Genomic DNA, 19,325 nt, shown 5'->3' on the forward strand with positions numbered 1-19,325 from the left:
TTTTTTGGGCCAATGCTGTTAAACACTGGGCTATGCATATTCGGCATAATGCTGGTGTGACGCCGGGTTGCCGGCGAGCGTGTGACCTAAAATGGTGCGTGTCCGGGAGGACGTGATGAATCTGGAAAGCAAATGGCTCGAGGACTTCAGTGCCCTGGCCGCCACCCGCAGTTTTTCCCAGGCTGCCGAGCGTCGCTTCGTGACCCAGCCGGCGTTCAGCCGGCGGATCCGCAGCCTGGAAGCGGCCCTGGGCCTGACCCTGGTCAACCGCTCGCGCACGCCGGTGGAGCTGACGGCAGCGGGGCAGTTGTTCCTGGTGACCGCGCGCACCGTGGTCGAACAGCTCGGCGAGGTGGTGCGCCACCTGCACCACCTGGAAGGCGGGCAGGGTGAAGTGATGCAGGTGGCGGCGGCCCACTCCCTGGCGCTGGGCTTCTTCCCGCGCTGGATCGCCCAGTTGCGCAACGAGGGGTTGAACATTGCGACGCGGCTGGTGGCGACCAACGTCGGCGACGCGGTGCATGCCCTGCGTGAAGGCGGTTGCGACCTGATGCTGGCCTTCTATGACCCGGACGCCGCACTGCAGATGGACTCGGAAATCTTCCCCTCGCTGCACCTGGGGCATACCGAGATGCTCCCAGTGTGTGCCGCGGATGCCCAGGGCAAGCCGTTGTTCGATCTGGAAGGCGAGGCCAGCGTGCCGCTGCTGGCCTATAGCGCCGGGGCTTTCCTTGGCCGCTCGGTGAACCTGTTGCTGCGCCAGCGCAACCTGCGTTTCACCACTGTTTATGAAACCGCCATGGCCGACAGCCTCAAGAGCATGGCTTTGGAGGGGCTGGGTATTGCCTGGGTGCCGCAACTGAGCGTGCGCGCCGAACTGGCCCGGGGCGAACTGGTGGTGTGTGGCGGCGCGCAATGGCATGTGCCGCTGGAGATCCGCCTGTACCGCTGCGCCCTGGTGCGCAAGGCCAACGTGCGCTTGCTGTGGCGCAAGCTGGAAGGCGCCGCTGTGCAAGCCGCGGCCGTGTAGGAGCTGGCTTGCCGGCGAAGGCGTCGGTCGGGAGGGTGGTGATCGCGGGGCTGGCCTCTTCGCTGGCGAGCCAGCTCCTACGGGAGATAGGCGCAGGTTTTTTGTAGGAGCCGGCTTGCCGGCGAAGGCGTCGGCTGGGAGGGCGGTGATTGCAGGGCTGGCCTCTTCGCTGGCAAGCCAGCTCCTACGGGAGATAGGCGCAGGTTTCTTGTTAGGAGCCGGCTTGCCGGCGAAAGCGTCGGCTGGGAGGGCGGTGATTGCAGGGCGGGCCTCTTCGCTGGCAAGCCAGCTCCTACGAGGGAGCCGGATTGACCTTGGAGTCAATAAAGCCGGGGTTTTGCGCCGGAAATACTTTGTTTTGCAGGTGGTCGGCGAAAGTGCGTTTAGCCCGGCTTTTTCGGTATACTGCGCGGCCTTCGGCCGGTTCGTCCGGCCATTTTTCGTACAACAAGCCACGCCTTTTCGCGTGGCTTGTTGTTTTTGACGCGCCTGCGGGCGCCCAGAGAGAAGAGGCACGACGATGAGTGCACTGGTTGGCGTGATCATGGGCTCCAAGTCCGATTGGTCCACCCTTAGCCACACCGCCGATATGCTGGAAAAGCTCGGCATCCCTTACGAGGTGAAGGTGGTTTCTGCACACCGCACCCCGGACCTGCTGTTCCAGTACGCCGAAGAGGCTGAGGCGCGAGGCATCGAGGTGATCATCGCCGGTGCCGGTGGCGCGGCGCACCTGCCGGGCATGTGTGCGGCCAAGACCCACCTGCCGGTGCTGGGCGTGCCGGTGCAGTCGTCGATGCTCTCGGGCGTGGATTCGCTGCTGTCGATCGTGCAGATGCCTGCGGGCATTCCGGTAGCCACCCTGGCTATCGGCAAGGCCGGTGCAATCAACGCGGCCCTGCTCTCGGCGAGCATCCTGGGCGCCAAGCACCCGCAGTTCCATGCGGTGCTGAAAAAATTCCGTGCTGAACAGACAGACAGCGTCCTGGACAATCCAGACCCACGCGTCGCCTGAGGTTGTTGACGATGAAGATCGGTGTAATCGGTGGCGGCCAGTTGGGCCGCATGTTGGCCCTGGCGGGGACTCCGCTGGGAATGAACTTCGCTTTTCTCGACCCGGCGCCGGATGCTTGTGCGGCCGCCCTGGGCGAACACCTGCGGGCCGATTATGGCGACCAGGACCACCTGCGCCAGCTGGCCGATGAAGTGGATCTGGTGACCTTCGAATTCGAGAGCGTGCCGGCGGAAACCGTGGCCTTCCTCTCGCAGTTCGTGCCGGTCTACCCGAGCGCCGAAGCCTTGCGCATCGCCCGCGACCGTTGGTTCGAGAAGAGCATGTTCAAGGACCTGGGGATTCCTACTCCCGAGTTCGCTGACATCCAGTCCCAAGCCGATCTCGACGTTGCCGTGGCGCGCATTGGCCTGCCGGCGGTGCTCAAGACCCGCACCCTGGGTTACGACGGCAAGGGCCAGAAGGTTCTGCGCAACGCTGCCGACGTCGAAGGCACCTTCGCCGAACTGGGCAGCGTGCCTTGCCTGCTGGAAGGCTTCGTGCCCTTCACCGGTGAAGTCTCGCTGATCGCCGTGCGCGCCCGTGACGGTGAAACCCGTTTCTACCCGCTGGTGCACAACACCCACGACAGCGGCATCCTCAAGCTGTCCGTGGCCAGCAGCGATCACCCGCTGCAGGCGCTGGCCGAAGACTATTCCAGCCGGGTGCTCAAGCAGCTGGACTACGTCGGCGTGATGGCGTTCGAGTTCTTCGAAGTGGACGGTGGCCTCAAGGCCAACGAGATCGCTCCGCGGGTGCACAACTCCGGGCACTGGACCACCGAAGGCGCCGAGTGCAGCCAGTTCGAAAACCACCTGCGGGCGGTAGCCGGCCTGCCGCTGGGTTCCACCGCCAAGGTGGGTGAGAGCGCGATGATCAACTTCATCGGTGAAGTGCCGCCGGTGGACAAGGTCATCGCCATCGACGACTGCCACCTGCATCACTACGGCAAGGCCTTCAAGGTCGGGCGCAAGGTCGGTCACGCCAACCTGCGCTGCGTCGACCAGGCGACCCTGCAAGCGCAGATTATCAAGGTCGAAGCGCTGATCGCCGAGTAACAAATCCACCGGCTGGCGGGAACCTTCGTTTCCCGCCGTTCTCTGATAGCAGGATGCCAAGGCGCTGACTAGGCTTTGGCATAACCCCCCTTATCAGAGGAACAGCCATGCACATAATCGGAACCATTTTCATCGGCTTGATCGTTGGTCTGCTGGCGCGTTTCCTCAAGCCGGGAGACGACAGCATGGGCTGGATCATGACCATCCTGCTGGGTATCGGCGGTTCGCTGGCGGCCACTTATGGCGGTCAGGCGCTGGGTATCTACCATGCAGGCCAGGGCGCCGGTTTCATCGGTGCGTTGGTGGGCGCGATCATCCTGCTGGTGATCTACGGCTTCGTCAAAAAGAGCTGAGCCACGCTGCAAGCCCCCTCTGCCGTCCGGGCGGAGGGGAGCCCCTTTCTTTATCTGAAACTTCACCGCAGCTGACGGTTTGGGCACTAGAATGCCCGGGTTTTTCCGTCCTTCCTTTTTGACCGAGCCACCCTCTCATGCGCCGTCTTCTATTGACCCTTGTTCTGCTGGGCTGCGGCCTGGCCCAGGCTGGCGAACTGCCGGAAACCGACTGGCTGGAGCTGATGCCCAAGTCGGACCAGAAGGCCCTGGAGCAAATGCCGGAAATTGATCACAACTCCCCCGAAGCCAATGGCACCTTCACCGACAAGGGCGGCTTGAAGCAGAGCAAGGGGTTGCCGGCGGTGATGTATTCCACCAAGACCGTGGCGGCCATGAACGGCAAGGAAATCCGCATTGGCGGTTATCCGGTTCCGCTGGAAGCCGATGCCAAGGGGCGCAGTACGCTGTTCTTCCTGGTGCCGTACCCGGGCGCCTGCATCCACGTGCCGCCACCGCCGCCCAACCAACTGGTGCTGGTGCGCTTTCCCAAGGGTTTGAAGCTGGATGACATCTACACGCCGCTGTGGGTGACCGGCACTTTGAAGGTCGAGAAGGTCAGCAATGACCTGGCCGATGCCGCCTACGCCCTGGAGGCGGCGAAGGTGCGGGTGGTCAAGGAATCGGATCTCTGACGCGGTAGGAGCCGGCTTGCCGGCGAAAGCGGCCTCAAGAACGCCGACGGTCTTGAGGCCGCTTTCGCTGGCAAGCCAGCTCCTACGGGGACACGTCAGAGCGGGGCGGCGCTGATGCTCACGCTTAGGGTGTGGCTGGCGCCCGGCGCCAGGGTGACGATGTCGTCCATCACGTTGGCGGTCTCGATGCACAGCATGCGCTGCCAGCCATCGTCGGCCATGTCGCTGAACTGCGCGGCGCGGTCGATCCAGGGGTTCCAGATCACTGCGGTGCGCGAGCCTTCGCTGTTCAGTCGAACGCGCCGTTGCCAGCCCGGGTCGACGATATCCAGTTGCGCTGGGGCATTCAGGTAGATGCGGTCGGTTTCGCCGGCAAAATGCAGGTTGCCGCTCTGGACCTTGGTTTTCCAATCTTCCAGGGTCTCGATGTAACTCAACCCGTCCACACCCTCGACATGCACCTGGCGCACATCGCTGACTGCAAAATAGCTGTGCAGTGCCTGGCTGATGCTGACGCTTTCAGTGCCCTGGTTATGGCTGGTCAGGCTGATGTGCAGTTGCTCGTCGAGACGGATGGTCAGGCTCGGTTCCACCGGGTGAGGCCAGCCGGGAAAGCCGCCTTCGGGGCAGGGCAGGCGCAGGTGTACCAGCAGGCTGTCGCCCTGGATCTCGGTGCCCAGCAGCTCCCAGTCGGTGGCCCGTACCAGGCCGTGGGCCGGCGCCGGTTCGCTGCTCTGGCGCATGGCCTGGACACTTTCTGGGTTGCGCGCAAAGTTGCCGAACCATGGCCAGCACACTGGTACCCCGGCGCGAATGTTCTTGCCGGTCTTGAACTGCGCCTCGTCGTTGAGCCAGATCAGCGGCTGCTGCCCGGCCAGTTGATAGCTGAGGATGTGCGCGCCTTGCTGGGCCACCAGCAATTGGGCCTGACCGTGGCGGATACGCCAGCAGTTCAGTTCGTCCATTTTCACCGTTTCAACGTGGGGCGTCGGCATGCTGCGGTTCTCGTTCAGGAGGCTTGGGCTGTCATGGCAACAGCCGCCGGGTTAACGCGCTCTGGGCGGGACCGAACGGGTGCGGCCGCTGCCGTCGATGGCGACGAACACGAATACCGCCTCGGTGACCTTGCGCCATTCGCTGGACAGCGGGTCGTCGCTCCACACTTCCACCATCATCTGGATCGAGCTGCGGCCGATTTCCAGGGTCTGGGTATAGAAGGACAGCTGCGCGCCCACCGCCACCGGCACCAGGAAGGCCATGCGGTCGATGGCCACCGTGGCCACCCGACCTCCGGCGACGCGGCTGGCCATGGCGGTGCCCGCCAGGTCCATCTGCGCGACCAGCCAGCCACCAAAGATATCGCCAAAGCCGTTGGTTTCACGCGGCAAAGCGGTGATTTGCAAGGCCAGGTCGCCTTGCGGGATTGGATCTTCTTGTTCGAGTTCTATCATGCCGAGGGGCCTCTGACCCGTGACGCTTCTTGGGGTACTTCAGGTGAATAGCCGTCTTCAGGAAAAACGATTCAGTCCGAACATACTACGTTCGTCACGTTCTTTCTAAGGCGTGCTAAAGGGAAACTCTGCGAAATCGACTGGCGCTGGCCAGGGGGCGCGCAGCAGCGTTTTCGCACAGCAACCCTTGCCAGGAGCGGCTTTGCGCCCCGAGGTCTGCGAGTATATCGGTCGATAGACTCCGCGACGACCCGTCCAGTTCGCAAATTTGTCAGTCATTTGTGCACCGCTGTGTACGCATTCGAACAATTTGCTATCGTGCCGGACCTGCCAGGCCCCAACCAGCGCTGTTGCGGCTTCCAGAATCAACTATAAGAGAAGCCCTTGCCATGACCACTGTGCCCTCGAGCGCCGCGCAGCCAGCGCAACCCGCCCGCCCCCTGACCCGTAGTGACTACAAGACCCTGTCGCTGTCCGCCTTGGGTGGTGCACTGGAGTTCTACGACTTCATCATTTTCGTGTTCTTCGCCACCGTGGTCGGCAAGTTGTTCTTCCCGGCAGACATGCCCGAGTGGCTGCGCCTGATGCAGACCTTCGGCATTTTTGCTGCCGGTTACCTGGCGCGGCCCCTGGGCGGGATCGTCATGGCGCACTTCGGCGACCTGCTGGGGCGCAAGAAGATGTTCACCCTGAGCATCTTCATGATGGCGGTGCCGACCCTGATCATGGGCCTGCTGCCGACCTACGCGCAGATCGGCATGTGGGCGCCGATCCTGTTGCTGTTGATGCGGGTGATCCAGGGTGCGGCGATCGGCGGTGAAGTGCCCGGGGCCTGGGTGTTCGTTTCCGAGCACGTGCCCCAGCGGCACATCGGCTATGCCTGCGGCACCCTGACCTCCGGCCTGACCGCCGGGATTCTCCTGGGCTCGTTGGTGGCCACCGCGATCAACAGCATCTATACCCCGGCGGAAGTGGCGGACTACGCCTGGCGGATTCCGTTCCTGCTGGGCGGGGTGTTCGGCCTGTTCTCGGTGTACCTGCGTCGCTTGTTGCATGAGACCCCGGTGTTCGCCGAACTGCAATTGCGCAAGGCCTTGGCCGAAGAGTTACCGCTGCGAGCGGTGCTGCGTGATCACCGTGAAGCCATCGTGATCTCCATGTTGCTGACCTGGCTGCTGTCCGCCGGGATCATCGTGGTGATCCTGATGACCCCGACGGTGTTGCAGACCGTCTATCAGTTCCCGGCCATCACCGCCCTTGAGGCCAATAGCCTGGCGATCGTGTTCCTGAGCCTGGGCTGCGTGGCCTCCGGGGCCCTGGCGGACCGTTTCGGTGCCGGCAAAGTCTTCGTCTTCGGCAGCGCCTTGCTGCTGGCCACGTCCTGGACCTTCTATCACGGCCTGCAGGACAACCCGCAGTGGCTGTTCCCGCTGTATGCCCTGACCGGCCTGTTCGTCGGCACCATCGGCGCCGTGCCTTATGTGATGGTCAAGGCGTTCCCGGCGGCGGTGCGTTTCAGCGGCCTGTCGTTTTCCTACAACCTGGCCTACGCAATCTTCGGCGGGCTGACGCCGATGGTGGTGACCTGGCTGCTCAAGGAAAGCCCGATGGGCCCGGCCTATTATGTTGCAATTATTTGCGGCATCGGCCTGCTGGTGGGGCTGTACCTGTGGAAGAAGGGCCGCTGACAGGCGTGATGCCCACTTGGACGTGTTCGCCGGCAAGCCGGCTCCTACCGACACAATCAGGAAAGGCCAGCTTCTGTAGAGGAGTGCTGGCCTTTCATCTAATTGTCATATTCCAGACATAGAGTGTTCACACGGCCTACAGATACTGGCCCCGACTTAACACCCCCTATCTGCTAGGAGTAAGGCATGAAACTGAAGCGTTTGATGGCGGCAATGACCTTTGTCGCCGCTGGCGTTGCGACTGCCCACGCGGTTGCCGCTGTTGACCCTGCTATCCCGAGCTACACCAAGACCACTGGTGTGTCGGGCAACCTGTCCAGCGTCGGTTCCGATACCTTGGCGAACCTGATGACCCTGTGGGCCGAGAACTACAAAAAAGAATACCCGAACGTCAACATCCAGATTCAGGCCGCCGGCTCCGCCACCGCGCCACCTGCGCTGACCGAAGGCACCTCCAACCTGGGCCCTATGAGCCGCAAGATGAAGGACACCGAACTGGCGGCCTTCGAGCAGAAGTACGGCTACAAGCCAACCGCTATCCCGGTGGCCGTGGACGCCCTGGCGGTGTTCGTGCACAAGGACAACCCGATCCAGCACCTGACCATGGAACAGGTCGATGCGATCTTCTCCGCGACGCGTCTGTGCGGCGCTAAAGAAGAAGTCAAAACCTGGGGCGACCTGGGCGTGAAGGGCGACCTGGCCAACAAGCCGGTCCAGCTGTTCGGCCGTAACTCGGTATCCGGCACCTACGGCTACTTCAAGGAAGAAGCCCTGTGCAAAGGCGACTACAAGCCTAACGTCAACGAGCAACCAGGTTCGGCCTCGGTCGTACAGTCCATCAGCTCCTCGCTGAACGGCATCGGCTACTCGGGCATCGGCTACAAGACTGCCAGCGTGAAGACCGTGGCCCTGGCCAAGAAAGGCAGCACTGACTTCATCGAAGACAGCGAAGAAAACGCCCTGAACGGCAAATACCCGCTGTCGCGCTTCCTCTACGTCTACGTCAACAAAGCCCCGAACAAGCCTCTGGCCCCGCTGGAAGCCGAGTTCGTGAAACTGGTCCTGTCGAAACAGGGTCAGGAAGTGGTGGTGAAAGACGGTTACATCCCTCTGCCAGCCAAAGTTGCCGCCAAGGCCCTGGCTGACCTGGGTCTGAAAGAAGGCGCATAAGCCGCCGCATAAGGGTCCGGCCCCCGGACCCTGTCGTATCCGTAGGAGCTGGCTGGGCGACCCAGGCTCAAGGCCCCGTTCGCCGGCAAGCCGGCTCCTACAACCTCATTTTTTGTCCGCTGCCAGCTTTGCTACGCGGCGGATTTGTTGCGTCACTGCATTGTCATCTTTCTGTCATACAGGATCGCTAGGGTGTGCGCATGAATGATCTGGCCAACTCCACCATGACTACGACTTCTCCCCCCAAGCGCATTGACTTCAATACGCCTGAACTGCAACGCAAGCGCCGCATCCGCGCGCTCAAAGATCGCCTGACCCGCTGGTACGTGCTGATTGGCGGCCTGGCTGTGCTGGGTGCGATCACCCTGATCTTCTTCTTCCTCGCCTATGTCGTCGCACCGCTGTTCCAGGGTGCCGACCTGACCGCCAAGGACCCTCTGACTCCCGCCTGGATGCAGGACGCCGGCAAGCCGCTGATGTTCTCCCTGGAAGAGCAGAACCAGGTCGGCATGCGGGTCTCCGACAAGGGCCAGGCACTGTTCTTCGACATCGACAACGGCGCCGAGCTGCGCAAGGTCGACCTGCCGATCCCGGCGGGCGCCAGTGTCACTTCCATCGGCAAGGACCAGCCGGGCACGCCGCTGGTAGTGGTAGGTTTGTCCAACGGCCAGGCCCTGGTGTTCCGCCACACCTACAAGGTCAGCTACCCGGACGGCAAGAAGACCATCTCGCCAGCCATCGAGTACCCCTACGGTGAAACCCCGATCACCCTGAATGAACAGGGCGAGGCGCTGGAACACGTCAACCTCAACGCCACTGATTCGTCGCTGATCGTCGCCGGCTCCAGCGGTTCGCAGTTGCAAGTGCTGAAGCTGACCCGCGAAGAAAACATGATGACCGGTGAGGTCACCAGCGAGCAGAACCGCATCGAGCTGCCGCAGATGACCGAACCGGTCAAGGCGATGTACATCGATCCGCGCCAGCAATGGCTGTATGTGATCAATGGGCGCGCCCAGGCCGACGTGTTCAGCCTGCGCGACAAGAGCCTCAACGGTCGCTACAAGCTGCTGGAAGACGCCGATACCGAAGTGACTGCCAGCACTCAGCTGGTAGGCGGTATCTCGCTGATCATCGGTACTTCCAAAGGTGGCCTGGCCCAGTGGTTCATGGCCCGCGACCCGGATGGCGAACTGCGCCTGAAGCAGATCCGCACCTTCCAGATGGGCACTGCACCGATCATTGAAATCACCGCCGAAGAGCGCCGCAAGGGCTTCGTTGCCCTGGACGCTTCCGGCAAGCTCGGGGTGTTCCACAGCACCGCCCACCGCACGTTGCTGGTGGACCAGGTGGTCGACGGCCAAGGCATCTTCGGCCTGTCGCCACGGGCCAACCGGGTGATCGTCGAGGCTGGCGGCAAGCTGCAACCGCTGTTGCTGGACAACCCGCACCCGGAAGTGTCCTGGAGCGCGCTGTGGAGCAAGGTCTGGTACGAGAACTACGACGAACCTAAGTACGTCTGGCAATCCACGGCGGCCAACACTGATTTCGAACCCAAGCTGAGCCTCTCGCCCCTGACCTTCGGCACCTTGAAGGCGGCGTTCTATGCCATGTTGCTGGCGGCTCCGCTGGCGGTTGCGGCAGCGATCTACACCGCCTACTTCATGGCTCCGGGCATGCGCCGCAAGGTCAAGCCGGTGATCGAGCTGATGGAGGCGATGCCGACGGTGATTCTCGGCTTCTTCGCCGGTCTGTTCCTCGCGCCCTATGTCGAAGGTCACCTGCCGGGCATCTTCAGTCTGCTGCTCTTGCTGCCGGTGGGCATCCTGGTGGCGGGTTTTGCCTGGAGCCGCCTGCCCGAGTCCCTGCGCCTGCGAGTGCCGGACGGCTGGGAAAGCGCGATCCTGATCCCGGTGATCATTTTCGTCGGCTTCATCTCGCTGTACATGAGCCCGTTCATGGAGAACTGGTTCTTCGGCGGCGACATGCGCATGTGGATCTCCCATGACCTGGGGATCACCTACGACCAGCGCAACGCCCTGGTTGTGGGCCTGGCCATGGGTTTCGCGGTGATCCCGAACATTTACTCGATTGCTGAGGATGCTGTGTTCAGCGTGCCGCGCGGCCTGACCCTGGGCTCCCTGGCCCTGGGCGCCACCCCGTGGCAGACCATGACTCGCGTGGTGATCCTCACCGCCAGCCCGGGGATCTTCTCGGCGCTGATGATCGGCATGGGCCGCGCCGTCGGCGAGACCATGATCGTGCTGATGGCCACCGGCAACACCCCGATCATGGAGATGAACCTGTTCGAAGGCCTGCGCACCCTGGCCGCCAACGTCGCGGTGGAAATGCCTGAGTCGGAAGTCGGCGGCAGCCACTACCGCGTGCTGTTCCTCTCGGCGCTGGTGCTGCTGCTGTTCACCTTCGTCATGAACACCCTCGCCGAGCTGATCCGTCAGCGTCTGCGCAAGAAATATTCGTCGCTTTAACAAAGGTAGAAGTCTGTGAAACAGAACTCCCTAAACGGCTGGTTCAAAAGCGGCGCCCCCGGCGTCTGGATCAGCGGTGGCGCGGTGTCCATCGCGGTCATCATGACCATCGGCCTGCTGGCGGTGATTGCCGTGCGTGGCCTTGGCCACTTCTGGCCGGCGGATCTGCTGCAAGCCCACTACGACGTGCCGGGCCAGGCCAACCACCTGGTCGTCGGTGAAGTGGTACAGAAGGAAGAAGTGCCCCGGGAACGCCTGAAGAGTGCCGGCCTGCCGGTGCCCGACCAGGGCCCGGAGTTCATGACTCGCGAGTTGATCAAGGTCGGCAACCGTGACCTGAACGGCAATGACTTCACCTGGATCGTCGGCGAGTGGCTGACCAACCAGAGCTACCCCAAAGAGCTGATGACCATCGAACGCCGTGAGTGGGGCAACTTCTACGGCTACCTGGTCAACGTCAAAGAGAATGGCAAGGTGATCGCCGAAGGCGAGGCCGCCTGGCCTGAGCTGCAAGCGCGGATCGACCGGGTGAGCAAGCTGGCGGCCCAGCTCAAGAGCCTGGAGAAGTCCGACATTGGCGCGATCAACGCTGGCCTGGAGCGCATCCGCTTGCATGGTCGCAAGCTGGAGCTGGGCGGCAAGCTGGACGCTGCCGCTCAAGCCGACATGGACGCCGAGCGTGCCGAGCTCAATGCCCGTTACCAGGATGTCGAGTCCCGTCTGGGCGATCTGCACGCGCAGTTCAACCGCGACAGCCTGACCGCCCGTGATGCCAACGGTAAGGAAATCGAAATCGGCCTGGGCAAGGTGGTACATGCCTACCAGCCGAACGCCATGGGCACCTTCACCAAGATCGGTTTCTACTTCAGCAAGGTCTGGGAATTCCTCAGCGACGACCCGCGTGAAGCCAACACCGAAGGCGGGATCTTCCCGGCGATTTTCGGCACCGTGATGATGACCCTGATCATGGCCATGATCGTGACGCCGTTCGGTGTGCTGGCAGCGGTCTACCTGCGTGAATACGCCAAGCAGAACGCCCTGACCCGGGTGATCCGCATTGCCGTGAACAACCTGGCGGGGGTTCCGGCCATCGTCTACGGCGTGTTCGGCCTGGGCTTCTTCGTCTATGTACTGGGCGGTTCCGTGGACCGTCTGTTCTTCCCCGAAGCCCTGCCGGCGCCGACCTTCGGTACTCCGGGGCTGCTCTGGGCATCCCTGACCCTGGCGCTGCTGGCGGTGCCGGTGGTGATCGTGGCCACTGAAGAAGGCTTGGCGCGAATTCCCCGCACCGTGCGTGAAGGCTCCCTGGCGCTGGGCGCGACCAAGGCCGAGACCCTGTGGAAGATTGTCCTGCCCATGGCCAGCCCGGCGATGATGACCGGCATGATTCTCGCGGTGGCCCGTGCCGCCGGTGAAGTGGCACCGCTGATGCTGGTGGGCGTGGTGAAACTGGCGCCGTCGCTGCCGGTGGACGGCAACTACCCGTACCTGCACCTGGACCAGAAGATCATGCACCTGGGCTTCCATATCTACGACGTCGGCTTCCAGAGCCCCAACGTCGAGGCTGCGCGGCCACTGGTGTACGCCACCGCGTTGTTGCTGGTGCTGGTGATCGCGACCCTGAACCTGTCGGCGGTATGGATCCGTAACCACCTGCGGGAAAAATACAAAGCGCTGGACAGCTGATCGGCTGGCTTGTGTAGGAGCTGGCTTGCCAGCGAAGGCGCCCACAAGGGCGACACAAGGCCTAGAGGCCCCTTCGCCGGCAAGCCGGCTCCTACGGAACAGAATGATGTCGCCGCCGGCCTGATGCCTGCGGTTCACGACAAACGAATTGGTAGCACAGGGAGCATCCCATGCAACATGAAGCACACACTCACGGCATCAACATGTCCGCCCTGGGCCGCGACAAGCAGAGCCTGAGCCTGGAACAGGAAACCGTGGCCATCGAAGTGCCCGGCCTGAGCTTGTTCTACGGCGAGAAACAAGCGCTGTTCGACGTCAGCATGAACATCCCCAAGCAGCGCGTGACCGCCTTCATCGGCCCGTCCGGTTGCGGCAAGTCGACCCTGTTACGGACCTTCAACCGTATGAACGACCTGGTGGATGGCTGCCGTGTCGAGGGCGCCATCAACCTCTACGGCAACAACATCTACCGCAAGGGCGAGGACGTGGCCGAGCTGCGCCGTCGCGTCGGCATGGTGTTCCAGAAGCCCAACCCGTTCCCCAAGACCATCTATGAAAACGTGGTCTACGGCTTGCGCATCCAGGGCATCAACAAGAAGCGCGTTCTCGATGAAGCCGTGGAGTGGGCGCTCAAGGGGGCGGCGCTGTGGGAAGAGGTCAAGGACCGCCTGCACGAGTCGGCCCTGGGCCTGTCCGGTGGTCAGCAGCAGCGTCTGGTGATTGCCCGGACCATTGCCGTGGAGCCGGAAGTGTTGCTGCTGGACGAACCCTGCTCGGCGCTGGACCCGATCTCGACACTGAAAGTCGAAGAGCTGATCTACGAGCTCAAATCCAAGTTCACCATCGTCATCGTGACCCACAACATGCAGCAGGCGGCACGGGTTTCCGACTACACCGCGTTCATGTACATGGGCAAGCTGGTGGAGTTCGGCGATACCGATACGTTGTTCACCAACCCGGCGAAGAAGCAGACCGAAGACTACATCACCGGACGCTATGGCTAGGAAGCAGCTGCAAGCCGCCAGTATCAAGCGGCAAGTGAGAGCGGTTAAGGGTAACGACATAGATAGCTTGCAGCTTGTAGCGTGCGGCTCACAGCTTTTGCGGAGCAAACCATGATTTCGAAGGAAGGGTTAACCCATCACATCTCCCAGCAGTTCAATGCCGAGCTGGAAGAGGTGCGCAGCCACCTGCTGGCCATGGGCGGGCTGGTGGAGAAGCAAGTCAATGACGCGGTCACCGCGCTGATCGAGGCCGACTCCGGGCTGGCCCAGCAGGTGCGTGAGATCGACGAACAGATCAACCAGATGGAACGCAATATCGACGAGGAGTGCCTGCGCATTCTCGCTCGTCGTCAGCCGGCGGCTTCCGACCTGCGCCTGATCATCAGCATCTCCAAGTCGGTGATCGACCTGGAGCGCATCGGTGACGAAGCCACCAAGATCGCCCGGCGGGCCATTCAGCTGTGCGAGGAGGGTGAAGCTCCGCGGGGTTACGTTGAAGTGCGGCACATCGGTGACCAGGTGCGCAACATGGTCCGTGACGCGTTGGACGCTTTTGCCCGCTTCGATGCCGACCTGGCCCTGTCGGTGGCCCAGTACGACAAGATCATCGACCGTGAGTACAAGACCGCGCTGCGCGAGCTGGCCACCTACATGATGGAAGACCCGCGCTCTATCTCGCGGGTTCTGAGCATTATCTGGGTACTGCGCTCGCTCGAACGGATCGGTGACCACGCGCGCAATATTTCCGAGTTGGTGATTTATCTGGTGCGCGGTACTGATGTGCGCCATCTGGGTCTCAAGCGCATGAAGCAGGAAGTTGAAGGCACCAGCGGTGAAAGCGCTAATGTTCCGGGTGAAGCTGACGATAAGTAAGATTGCCTGAGAAGAGCGCCCGGCCCTTTTGGCCGGGCGCTTTTGTTTGAGGCTTTCGAATTGAATGGCAGCACCCGTGAACGAAAAGTCCCGGCGTGACTGAAGAGTTTTGGCAAAGTGCCATCAGCCAGCGTTATGCTTGCCGGGATTTTTAAAGGGGTGGTCGATGAGTAAGGTAAGTGTGTTGGTGGTGGATGACGCCTCGTTCATTCGTGACTTGGTGAAGAAGTGCCTGCGCAACTACTTCCCTGGCATCAAGATCGAAGACGCAATCAACGGTAAGAAGGCCCAGGCGATGCTTGCCCGTGAAGCCTTCGATCTGGTCCTGTGTGACTGGGAAATGCCGGAAATGTCCGGGCTTGAGCTGCTGACCTGGTGCCGTGAGCAAGAGGCCCTGAAAACCATGCCGTTCGTCATGGTTACCAGCCGTGGCGACAAGGAAAACGTGGTGCAGGCGATCCAGGCCGGGGTTTCCGGTTATGTCAGCAAGCCCTTCACCAACGAACAGCTGCTGACTAAGGTCAAGCAGGCGTTGAACAAGGTCGGCAAGCTCGACACCTTGATGAACAGCGCGCCGACCAAGATGAACTCGGCGTTCGGCAATGACTCCCTGAGCGCGCTGACCGGCGGCAAGCCGACAGTGGTGGGCGCTGCGGCTCCGGTCAATCCGTTTGCCAAGCCTGCCGCTGCTCCGGCTCCGGCAGCCAGTGCGGCGCCGGCTCGTGGCCTGCTCAATAGCCCGCCAGTCAAGGCCCCAGCCCCTGCGGCGTCGGCCGGTGGTGGTCGTGGCCAGGGGCAACTGCGGCTGTCCAGTGGCAACCAGCAATGTGTGATCAAGGCCTTGAGCATCAAAGAGGCCTTGTTGGTCGTGAAGCGCACCGAGAACCTGCCGCAGGTACTGGAGAGCGCGGTGCTGGACCTGGAGCAGGGCGACAACGCCGAAGTGGCGCGGTTGAATGGCTACCTGCATGCGGTGGTGGCTGTTGAGCCGAAGCCGGATAGCGACTGGTTGCAACTGACATTCCGTTTTGTGGATCAGGATGCGCAGAAGCTCGACTACATCTCCCGGTTGATTGCTCGCGGGACGGCGCAGAAGCATTTCGTTCCTGGCGCTTGATCTTCCAGGTGCTGGCTTGCCAGCCAAGGCGGACTGACCGGCGGCTCGTTCGTGGATCATTGCCGCTATAGCAGCGGCTTGTGGTTTCGCCTCTACGCCGCTGCCTAGGGCCTTCGATTCGTTCAGGCGTTCTCCCTCGAACGTCCCTCAGGAGGGCATCGCTGCCAGCGCTGCCCTCGACTGCGTCCCAATCCCGGGCTACGAGCCTATGGGCTTTCTCGGCGGTACATGGCGGCCTTCGAGCCTGTCGTAGTGTCCTCCTATCCGGCCCGCGCAGCCCCTTGCCAGCGCCGCCAGCAATCTGCTGCAAACACTTTCCTGTCCCAGGATTTTTTCCACCGCTGGATAGCGTCCGGGTTACATCACCACGACCTTGGCGTTGCGGGTGGATAACCCTCGCCTTGGGTTGAAGGCCGCCAGCAGCAAGGCGTTGAGGCTTGTACCGAGGCATTTGAGACCGTATGTCCGATTAACTTTGTCGAACTTGATTTATATCTATTTGGATATAAATTGCGAATAGCGCTCCACATCATTCTGCTCTTGCGGCCATGCCTTGAAACAACCCGATGCGACCATCCATGGCGGGGTTGATTAGCCTTGCTCCTGGTCAGTCACAGGAGAAGTTCGATGCACAGGCACAAGGATGTGGTGTTTGTCGGGAGTGCGCTCAGGGATCTCAGGGCTTTCCCTGAAGATGCCCGTCGGGCCGCCGGTTTTCAGCTGGATCTGCTGCAGCAGGGCGAGCCGCCCTTCGATTGCAGGTCGATGAAGGCTATCGGCCCGGGCGTTTTCGAAATCAGGGTCAATGAGGATTCAGGGGCGTTTCGGGTGTTTTATGTGGTCAGGCGACCCGCAGCCATTTATGTACTGCACGCGGTACGCAAGACCACCCGCAAGGCCGAAGCGCGGGATATCGAACTGGCTCGTGCCAGATTTCAGGAAATAGGTTCACGCCATGACTGACTCATCCGTTACTCAGCGGTTCGCCAGTGTCTGGGATGCTCTCGAGGCCACCCCCCAGGAAGCGGCCAACATGCGCCTGCGGGCCAAGCTCATGCTGGCGCTGGGCAAGACCGTGCAAGCCTGGGGCGTATCGCAGAAGGAGGCCGCCAAACGCCTCAATATCACCCAGCCGCGGCTCAATGACGTGCTCAGCGGCAAGATCAACAAGTTCTCCCTCGATGCGCTGGTCAATCTGTCCGAGGCGGCCCGGCTGGGGGTGGATATCAGCTTCGATACCCCAGGCACGGAGCCCCTGGCGCCGGCCTGATTCACACAAGCTCCATATCCGCCTGTTAGCGTGATTCCACAACCTACCAAGAAGCTGCCGTATGTGTGTGCGCCTGCTGTTTTTTTGTGGATTGTCGCTGGTCGCTACGTCGTTGGCGGCGATGACGGTCTACAAGTCCATCGACGCCAATGGGGTGGTGTCCTACAGCGACCGGCCTTCGCCTGGGGCGCAGGAGTTCGTGTTCCGCGAGCGCATGGTCGAGCACCTGGAGCGTCAGGTGCTCCTGGATATCCAGAAGCACAAGGGCGTGGATACGGTATATGTGCGCAATGACCTGTACGCACCGGTGGAGATCGAGTTGGGTTTTGCCGGCTTGAACAATGTCAGCGGTGTTCCCGGGCAACCGATCCGCCGGGTGCTGCCGGCCCGCAGCAGGCAGCGCCTGGCGCTGCTCACGGCGACTCGGGCCGACCAGCCCTTCAGCTATGCACCCAGGTTCCGTTATTCCCTGGGGGACCCGACAGGCGCCACCCAGGCCTATCGCTACCCGTTGCCCTGGCGTGGCGGGCCGTTTCGCCTGACCCAGGGTGCCAATGGCCAATACAGCCATTTCAGCCCCAAGAGTCGTTATGCGTTGGACATTGCCATGCCCGTAGGCACGCCGATCATCGCTGCTCGGGGTGGGAGGGTGGTGAAGACCGAGAGTGCCCAGAACGGGCGCGGCAACAACCCTGCGGGCAACTTCGTTCGGGTGCTGCACGATGACGGCACCATGGGCGTGTACCTACACCTCAAGCAAGGCTCAGTGAGCGTGCGGGAAGGGCAGCGGGTAGCGGTGGGCAGCCCGCTGGGGCTGTCGGGCAATACCGGCAACAGCAGCGGGCCGCACCTGCACTTCGTGGTGCAACGCAATACCGGGCTGGGGCTGGTGTCGATTCCCTATCAGTTCAACCAGCCGCTGGGGGATCTGCCGAATTTCGCACTGGGCAAAAAATAGGTTTCGGGGGCGGGTGTTGGCAACCGGCTCCGGGGCAGATGCAGGAGCCGGTTTGGCAGTGCAGGGCTCGATTAGTCGAGCATCAGGACTTTGGCCAGGATGATCTTCGGACCCTTCATCTTCTTGATGATGATGCGCAGGCCTTCGACTTCCAGCACTTCTTCCTCTTCCGGCACCCGTTTCAGGGTTTCGTACACCAGGCCGGCGAGGGTTTCGGCTTCGATATGGTCCAGGTCGATGCCCAGCAGGCGTTCGACCTTGAACAGTGGCGTGTCACCGCGCACCAGCAGTTTGCCCGGCTGGTAGGCGAGGATGCCGCGCTCGGTCTTGCGGTGTTCGTCCTGGATGTCGCCCACCAGCACTTCCAGCACGTCTTCCATGGTCAGGTAGCCGATCACCTTGCCGTCGGCTTCTTCCACCAGGGCGAAGTGCGAGCCGCCCTTGCGGAATTGCTCCAGCAACTGCGACAGCGGCATGTGCCGGGAGACGCGCTCCAGCGGGCGGGTCAGCTCGGCCAGGTTGAACGACTCGGGGATATGGTCCAGGGCTGCCAGTTCCAGTAGCAGGTCCTTGATGTGCAGCAGCCCGACGAACTCGTTTCGTTCGCTGTCGTAGACCGGGTAGCGGCTGAATTTGTGGCGACGGAACAGGGCGAGGATTTCCTTGAGCGGCGCGTTGAATTCGACGCTGATCAGGTCTTCCCGGGAGTTGGCCCAGTCCACCACTTCCAGTTCGCCCATTTCCACGGCCGAGGCCAATACACGCATGCCCTGGTCGCTGGGGTCCTGGCCTCGGCTGGAGTGCAGGATCAGCTTGAGTTCTTCGCGGCTGTAGTGGTGCTCGTGGTGCGGGCCAGGCTCGCCTTGGCCGGCGATGCGCAGGATGGTGTTGGCGCTGGCGTTGAGCAGGTAGATCGCCGGGTACATCATCCAGTAGAACAGGTACAGCGGCACCGCAGTCCACAGCGACAGCAACTCGGGTTTGCGGATCGCCCAGGATTTGGGAGCCAACTCGCCAACCACGATGTGCAGGTAGGAAATGATGAAGAACGCAGTGAAGAACGACACGCCGCGGATCACTTCCGGGGAGTTGACGCCGAGCGCTCCCAGCAGCGGTTCCAGCAGGTGGGCGAAGGCCGGCTCACCGACCCAGCCCAGCCCCAGGGATGCCAGGGTGATACCCAGCTGGCAGGCCGAGAGGTAGGCATCCAATTGGCTGTGCACGGTGCGCAGGATTTGTCCGCGCCAGCCGTTTTTGTGGGCAATGGCTTCGACTCGAGTCGAGCGCAGCTTGACCATGGCGAACTCTGCGGCAACGAAAAATCCGTTGAGCAGGACCAGGATCAGAGCAAAAAGAATCATGCCGAAGTCGGCGAACAGAGACGCGAGGGTAAAACCAGGGGAAGGATCCATGATGGAGTTTTGCGGGTTCCGTGTATTCGAAAAAGAAGGAAATGCAG

At 62.0% G+C, this 19,325-nt stretch carries 18 protein-coding genes; 15 read left to right on the forward strand and 3 right to left on the reverse strand.

Annotated features, from left to right (window positions below; genetic code table 11):
* Positions 1-115: 115 nt before the first annotated feature.
* From GV819_RS01240 to GV819_RS01260, 5 genes are all read left to right on the forward strand, one after another.
* A complete protein-coding gene (locus GV819_RS01240; protein ID WP_161752721.1) occupies positions 116-1,030 on the forward strand; it encodes a LysR substrate-binding domain-containing protein in 915 nt (304 codons plus the stop codon).
* A gap of 520 nt (positions 1,031-1,550) precedes the next feature.
* Positions 1,551-2,042, forward strand: a complete 492-nt coding sequence (purE, locus tag GV819_RS01245) for a 5-(carboxyamino)imidazole ribonucleotide mutase (RefSeq protein WP_016967060.1) — start codon at positions 1,551-1,553, stop codon at positions 2,040-2,042.
* 11 nt (positions 2,043-2,053) lie between these two features.
* Positions 2,054-3,136 (forward strand): 5-(carboxyamino)imidazole ribonucleotide synthase, encoded by a 1,083-nt coding sequence (locus tag GV819_RS01250; RefSeq protein ID WP_161752723.1) that lies wholly within the window; start codon positions 2,054-2,056, stop codon positions 3,134-3,136.
* Positions 3,137-3,243: 107 nt separating this feature from the next.
* Complete coding sequence (locus tag GV819_RS01255) at positions 3,244-3,489, forward strand: GlsB/YeaQ/YmgE family stress response membrane protein (protein ID WP_161752725.1); 246 nt, start codon at positions 3,244-3,246, stop codon at positions 3,487-3,489.
* Between the two features lie 137 nt (positions 3,490-3,626).
* Entirely contained in the window at positions 3,627-4,163 is a 537-nt protein-coding gene (locus GV819_RS01260) for a DUF3299 domain-containing protein (RefSeq protein ID WP_161752727.1), read from the forward strand.
* Positions 4,164-4,258: 95 nt separating this feature from the next.
* On the opposite strand, the gene GV819_RS01265 is transcribed toward GV819_RS01260, so the two are convergent.
* Together GV819_RS01265 and GV819_RS01270 are read right to left on the reverse strand one after the other, a co-directional pair.
* Positions 4,259-5,158, reverse strand: a complete 900-nt coding sequence (locus tag GV819_RS01265) for a D-hexose-6-phosphate mutarotase (RefSeq protein ID WP_161752729.1) — start codon at positions 5,156-5,158, stop codon at positions 4,259-4,261.
* Positions 5,159-5,209: 51 nt separating this feature from the next.
* The gene (locus GV819_RS01270; protein ID WP_003229628.1) at positions 5,210-5,614 is read right to left on the reverse strand and encodes an acyl-CoA thioesterase; all 405 of its coding nucleotides are present in this window, start codon (positions 5,612-5,614) and stop codon (positions 5,210-5,212) included.
* Positions 5,615-6,003: 389 nt separating this feature from the next.
* On the opposite strand from GV819_RS01270, the gene GV819_RS01275 reads away from it, so the two are divergent.
* The 10 genes from GV819_RS01275 to GV819_RS01320 all read left to right on the forward strand — a co-directional run bounded on the left by GV819_RS01275 (position 6,004) and on the right by GV819_RS01320 (position 17,866).
* Positions 6,004-7,302 (forward strand): MFS transporter, encoded by a 1,299-nt coding sequence (locus GV819_RS01275; protein WP_161752731.1) that lies wholly within the window; start codon positions 6,004-6,006, stop codon positions 7,300-7,302.
* 186 nt (positions 7,303-7,488) lie between these two features.
* Entirely contained in the window at positions 7,489-8,472 is a 984-nt protein-coding gene (locus GV819_RS01280; RefSeq protein ID WP_161752733.1) for a phosphate ABC transporter substrate-binding protein PstS, read from the forward strand.
* A 452-nt stretch (positions 8,473-8,924) separates the two neighbouring features.
* Positions 8,925-10,958, forward strand: a complete 2,034-nt coding sequence (locus GV819_RS01285) for an ABC transporter permease subunit (protein ID WP_178125226.1) — start codon at positions 8,925-8,927, stop codon at positions 10,956-10,958.
* Between the two features lie 15 nt (positions 10,959-10,973).
* Complete coding sequence (pstA, locus tag GV819_RS01290) at positions 10,974-12,644, forward strand: phosphate ABC transporter permease PstA (RefSeq protein WP_161752737.1); 1,671 nt, start codon at positions 10,974-10,976, stop codon at positions 12,642-12,644.
* A gap of 170 nt (positions 12,645-12,814) precedes the next feature.
* Positions 12,815-13,648: a phosphate ABC transporter ATP-binding protein PstB gene (gene pstB, locus GV819_RS01295; protein ID WP_161752739.1), complete on the forward strand. Its 834-nt coding sequence runs from the start codon at positions 12,815-12,817 to the stop codon at positions 13,646-13,648.
* A 111-nt stretch (positions 13,649-13,759) separates the two neighbouring features.
* Entirely contained in the window at positions 13,760-14,521 is a 762-nt protein-coding gene (gene phoU / locus GV819_RS01300) for a phosphate signaling complex protein PhoU (protein ID WP_161752741.1), read from the forward strand.
* A 166-nt stretch (positions 14,522-14,687) separates the two neighbouring features.
* On the forward strand, positions 14,688-15,638 hold the full coding sequence (locus tag GV819_RS01305) for a response regulator (protein ID WP_161752743.1): 951 nt from the start codon (positions 14,688-14,690) through the stop codon (positions 15,636-15,638).
* Positions 15,639-16,265: 627 nt separating this feature from the next.
* A complete protein-coding gene (locus GV819_RS01310) occupies positions 16,266-16,601 on the forward strand; it encodes a type II toxin-antitoxin system RelE/ParE family toxin (protein WP_161752745.1) in 336 nt (111 codons plus the stop codon).
* Positions 16,594-16,908 carry a helix-turn-helix domain-containing protein gene (locus GV819_RS01315; RefSeq protein ID WP_161752747.1) on the forward strand — a complete coding sequence of 105 codons (315 nt, stop codon included), beginning with the start codon at positions 16,594-16,596 and terminating at the stop codon, positions 16,906-16,908. The genes GV819_RS01310 and GV819_RS01315 overlap by 8 nt, the downstream gene beginning before the upstream one ends.
* A 61-nt stretch (positions 16,909-16,969) precedes the next feature.
* Complete coding sequence (locus GV819_RS01320; protein ID WP_161752749.1) at positions 16,970-17,866, forward strand: peptidoglycan DD-metalloendopeptidase family protein; 897 nt, start codon at positions 16,970-16,972, stop codon at positions 17,864-17,866.
* Positions 17,867-17,937: 71 nt separating this feature from the next.
* Here GV819_RS01320 and GV819_RS01325 read toward each other — a convergent pair whose 3' ends face one another.
* Positions 17,938-19,278 carry a hemolysin family protein gene (locus GV819_RS01325; RefSeq protein ID WP_161752751.1) on the reverse strand — a complete coding sequence of 447 codons (1,341 nt, stop codon included), beginning with the start codon at positions 19,276-19,278 and terminating at the stop codon, positions 17,938-17,940.
* Positions 19,279-19,325: the final 47 nt, after the last annotated feature.

It is taken from the genome of Pseudomonas sp. Fl5BN2, from assembly GCF_009908205.1.
Lineage (GTDB): Bacteria > Pseudomonadota > Gammaproteobacteria > Pseudomonadales > Pseudomonadaceae > Aquipseudomonas.

What these genes read in the sequence shown, in the direction of transcription:
- GV819_RS01265 (WP_161752729.1), bottom strand. Translation starts at nt 5,158, where the DNA reads ATGCCGACGCCCCACGTTGAAACGGTGAAAATGGACGAACTGAACTGC.
- GV819_RS01320 (WP_161752749.1), top strand. Translation starts at nt 16,970, where the DNA reads ATGTGTGTGCGCCTGCTGTTTTTTTGTGGATTGTCGCTGGTCGCTACG.
- GV819_RS01285 (WP_178125226.1), top strand. Translation starts at nt 8,925, where the DNA reads ATGCAGGACGCCGGCAAGCCGCTGATGTTCTCCCTGGAAGAGCAGAAC.
- pstB (WP_161752739.1), top strand. Translation starts at nt 12,815, where the DNA reads ATGCAACATGAAGCACACACTCACGGCATCAACATGTCCGCCCTGGGC.
- GV819_RS01260 (WP_161752727.1), top strand. Translation starts at nt 3,627, where the DNA reads ATGCGCCGTCTTCTATTGACCCTTGTTCTGCTGGGCTGCGGCCTGGCC.
- purE (WP_016967060.1), top strand. Translation starts at nt 1,551, where the DNA reads ATGAGTGCACTGGTTGGCGTGATCATGGGCTCCAAGTCCGATTGGTCC.
- GV819_RS01275 (WP_161752731.1), top strand. Translation starts at nt 6,004, where the DNA reads ATGACCACTGTGCCCTCGAGCGCCGCGCAGCCAGCGCAACCCGCCCGC.
- GV819_RS01315 (WP_161752747.1), top strand. Translation starts at nt 16,594, where the DNA reads ATGACTGACTCATCCGTTACTCAGCGGTTCGCCAGTGTCTGGGATGCT.
- GV819_RS01310 (WP_161752745.1), top strand. Translation starts at nt 16,266, where the DNA reads ATGCACAGGCACAAGGATGTGGTGTTTGTCGGGAGTGCGCTCAGGGAT.
- GV819_RS01280 (WP_161752733.1), top strand. Translation starts at nt 7,489, where the DNA reads ATGAAACTGAAGCGTTTGATGGCGGCAATGACCTTTGTCGCCGCTGGC.
- GV819_RS01255 (WP_161752725.1), top strand. Translation starts at nt 3,244, where the DNA reads ATGCACATAATCGGAACCATTTTCATCGGCTTGATCGTTGGTCTGCTG.
- GV819_RS01270 (WP_003229628.1), bottom strand. Translation starts at nt 5,614, where the DNA reads ATGATAGAACTCGAACAAGAAGATCCAATCCCGCAAGGCGACCTGGCC.
- GV819_RS01240 (WP_161752721.1), top strand. Translation starts at nt 116, where the DNA reads ATGAATCTGGAAAGCAAATGGCTCGAGGACTTCAGTGCCCTGGCCGCC.
- GV819_RS01250 (WP_161752723.1), top strand. Translation starts at nt 2,054, where the DNA reads ATGAAGATCGGTGTAATCGGTGGCGGCCAGTTGGGCCGCATGTTGGCC.
- GV819_RS01305 (WP_161752743.1), top strand. Translation starts at nt 14,688, where the DNA reads ATGAGTAAGGTAAGTGTGTTGGTGGTGGATGACGCCTCGTTCATTCGT.
- GV819_RS01325 (WP_161752751.1), bottom strand. Translation starts at nt 19,278, where the DNA reads ATGGATCCTTCCCCTGGTTTTACCCTCGCGTCTCTGTTCGCCGACTTC.
- phoU (WP_161752741.1), top strand. Translation starts at nt 13,760, where the DNA reads ATGATTTCGAAGGAAGGGTTAACCCATCACATCTCCCAGCAGTTCAAT.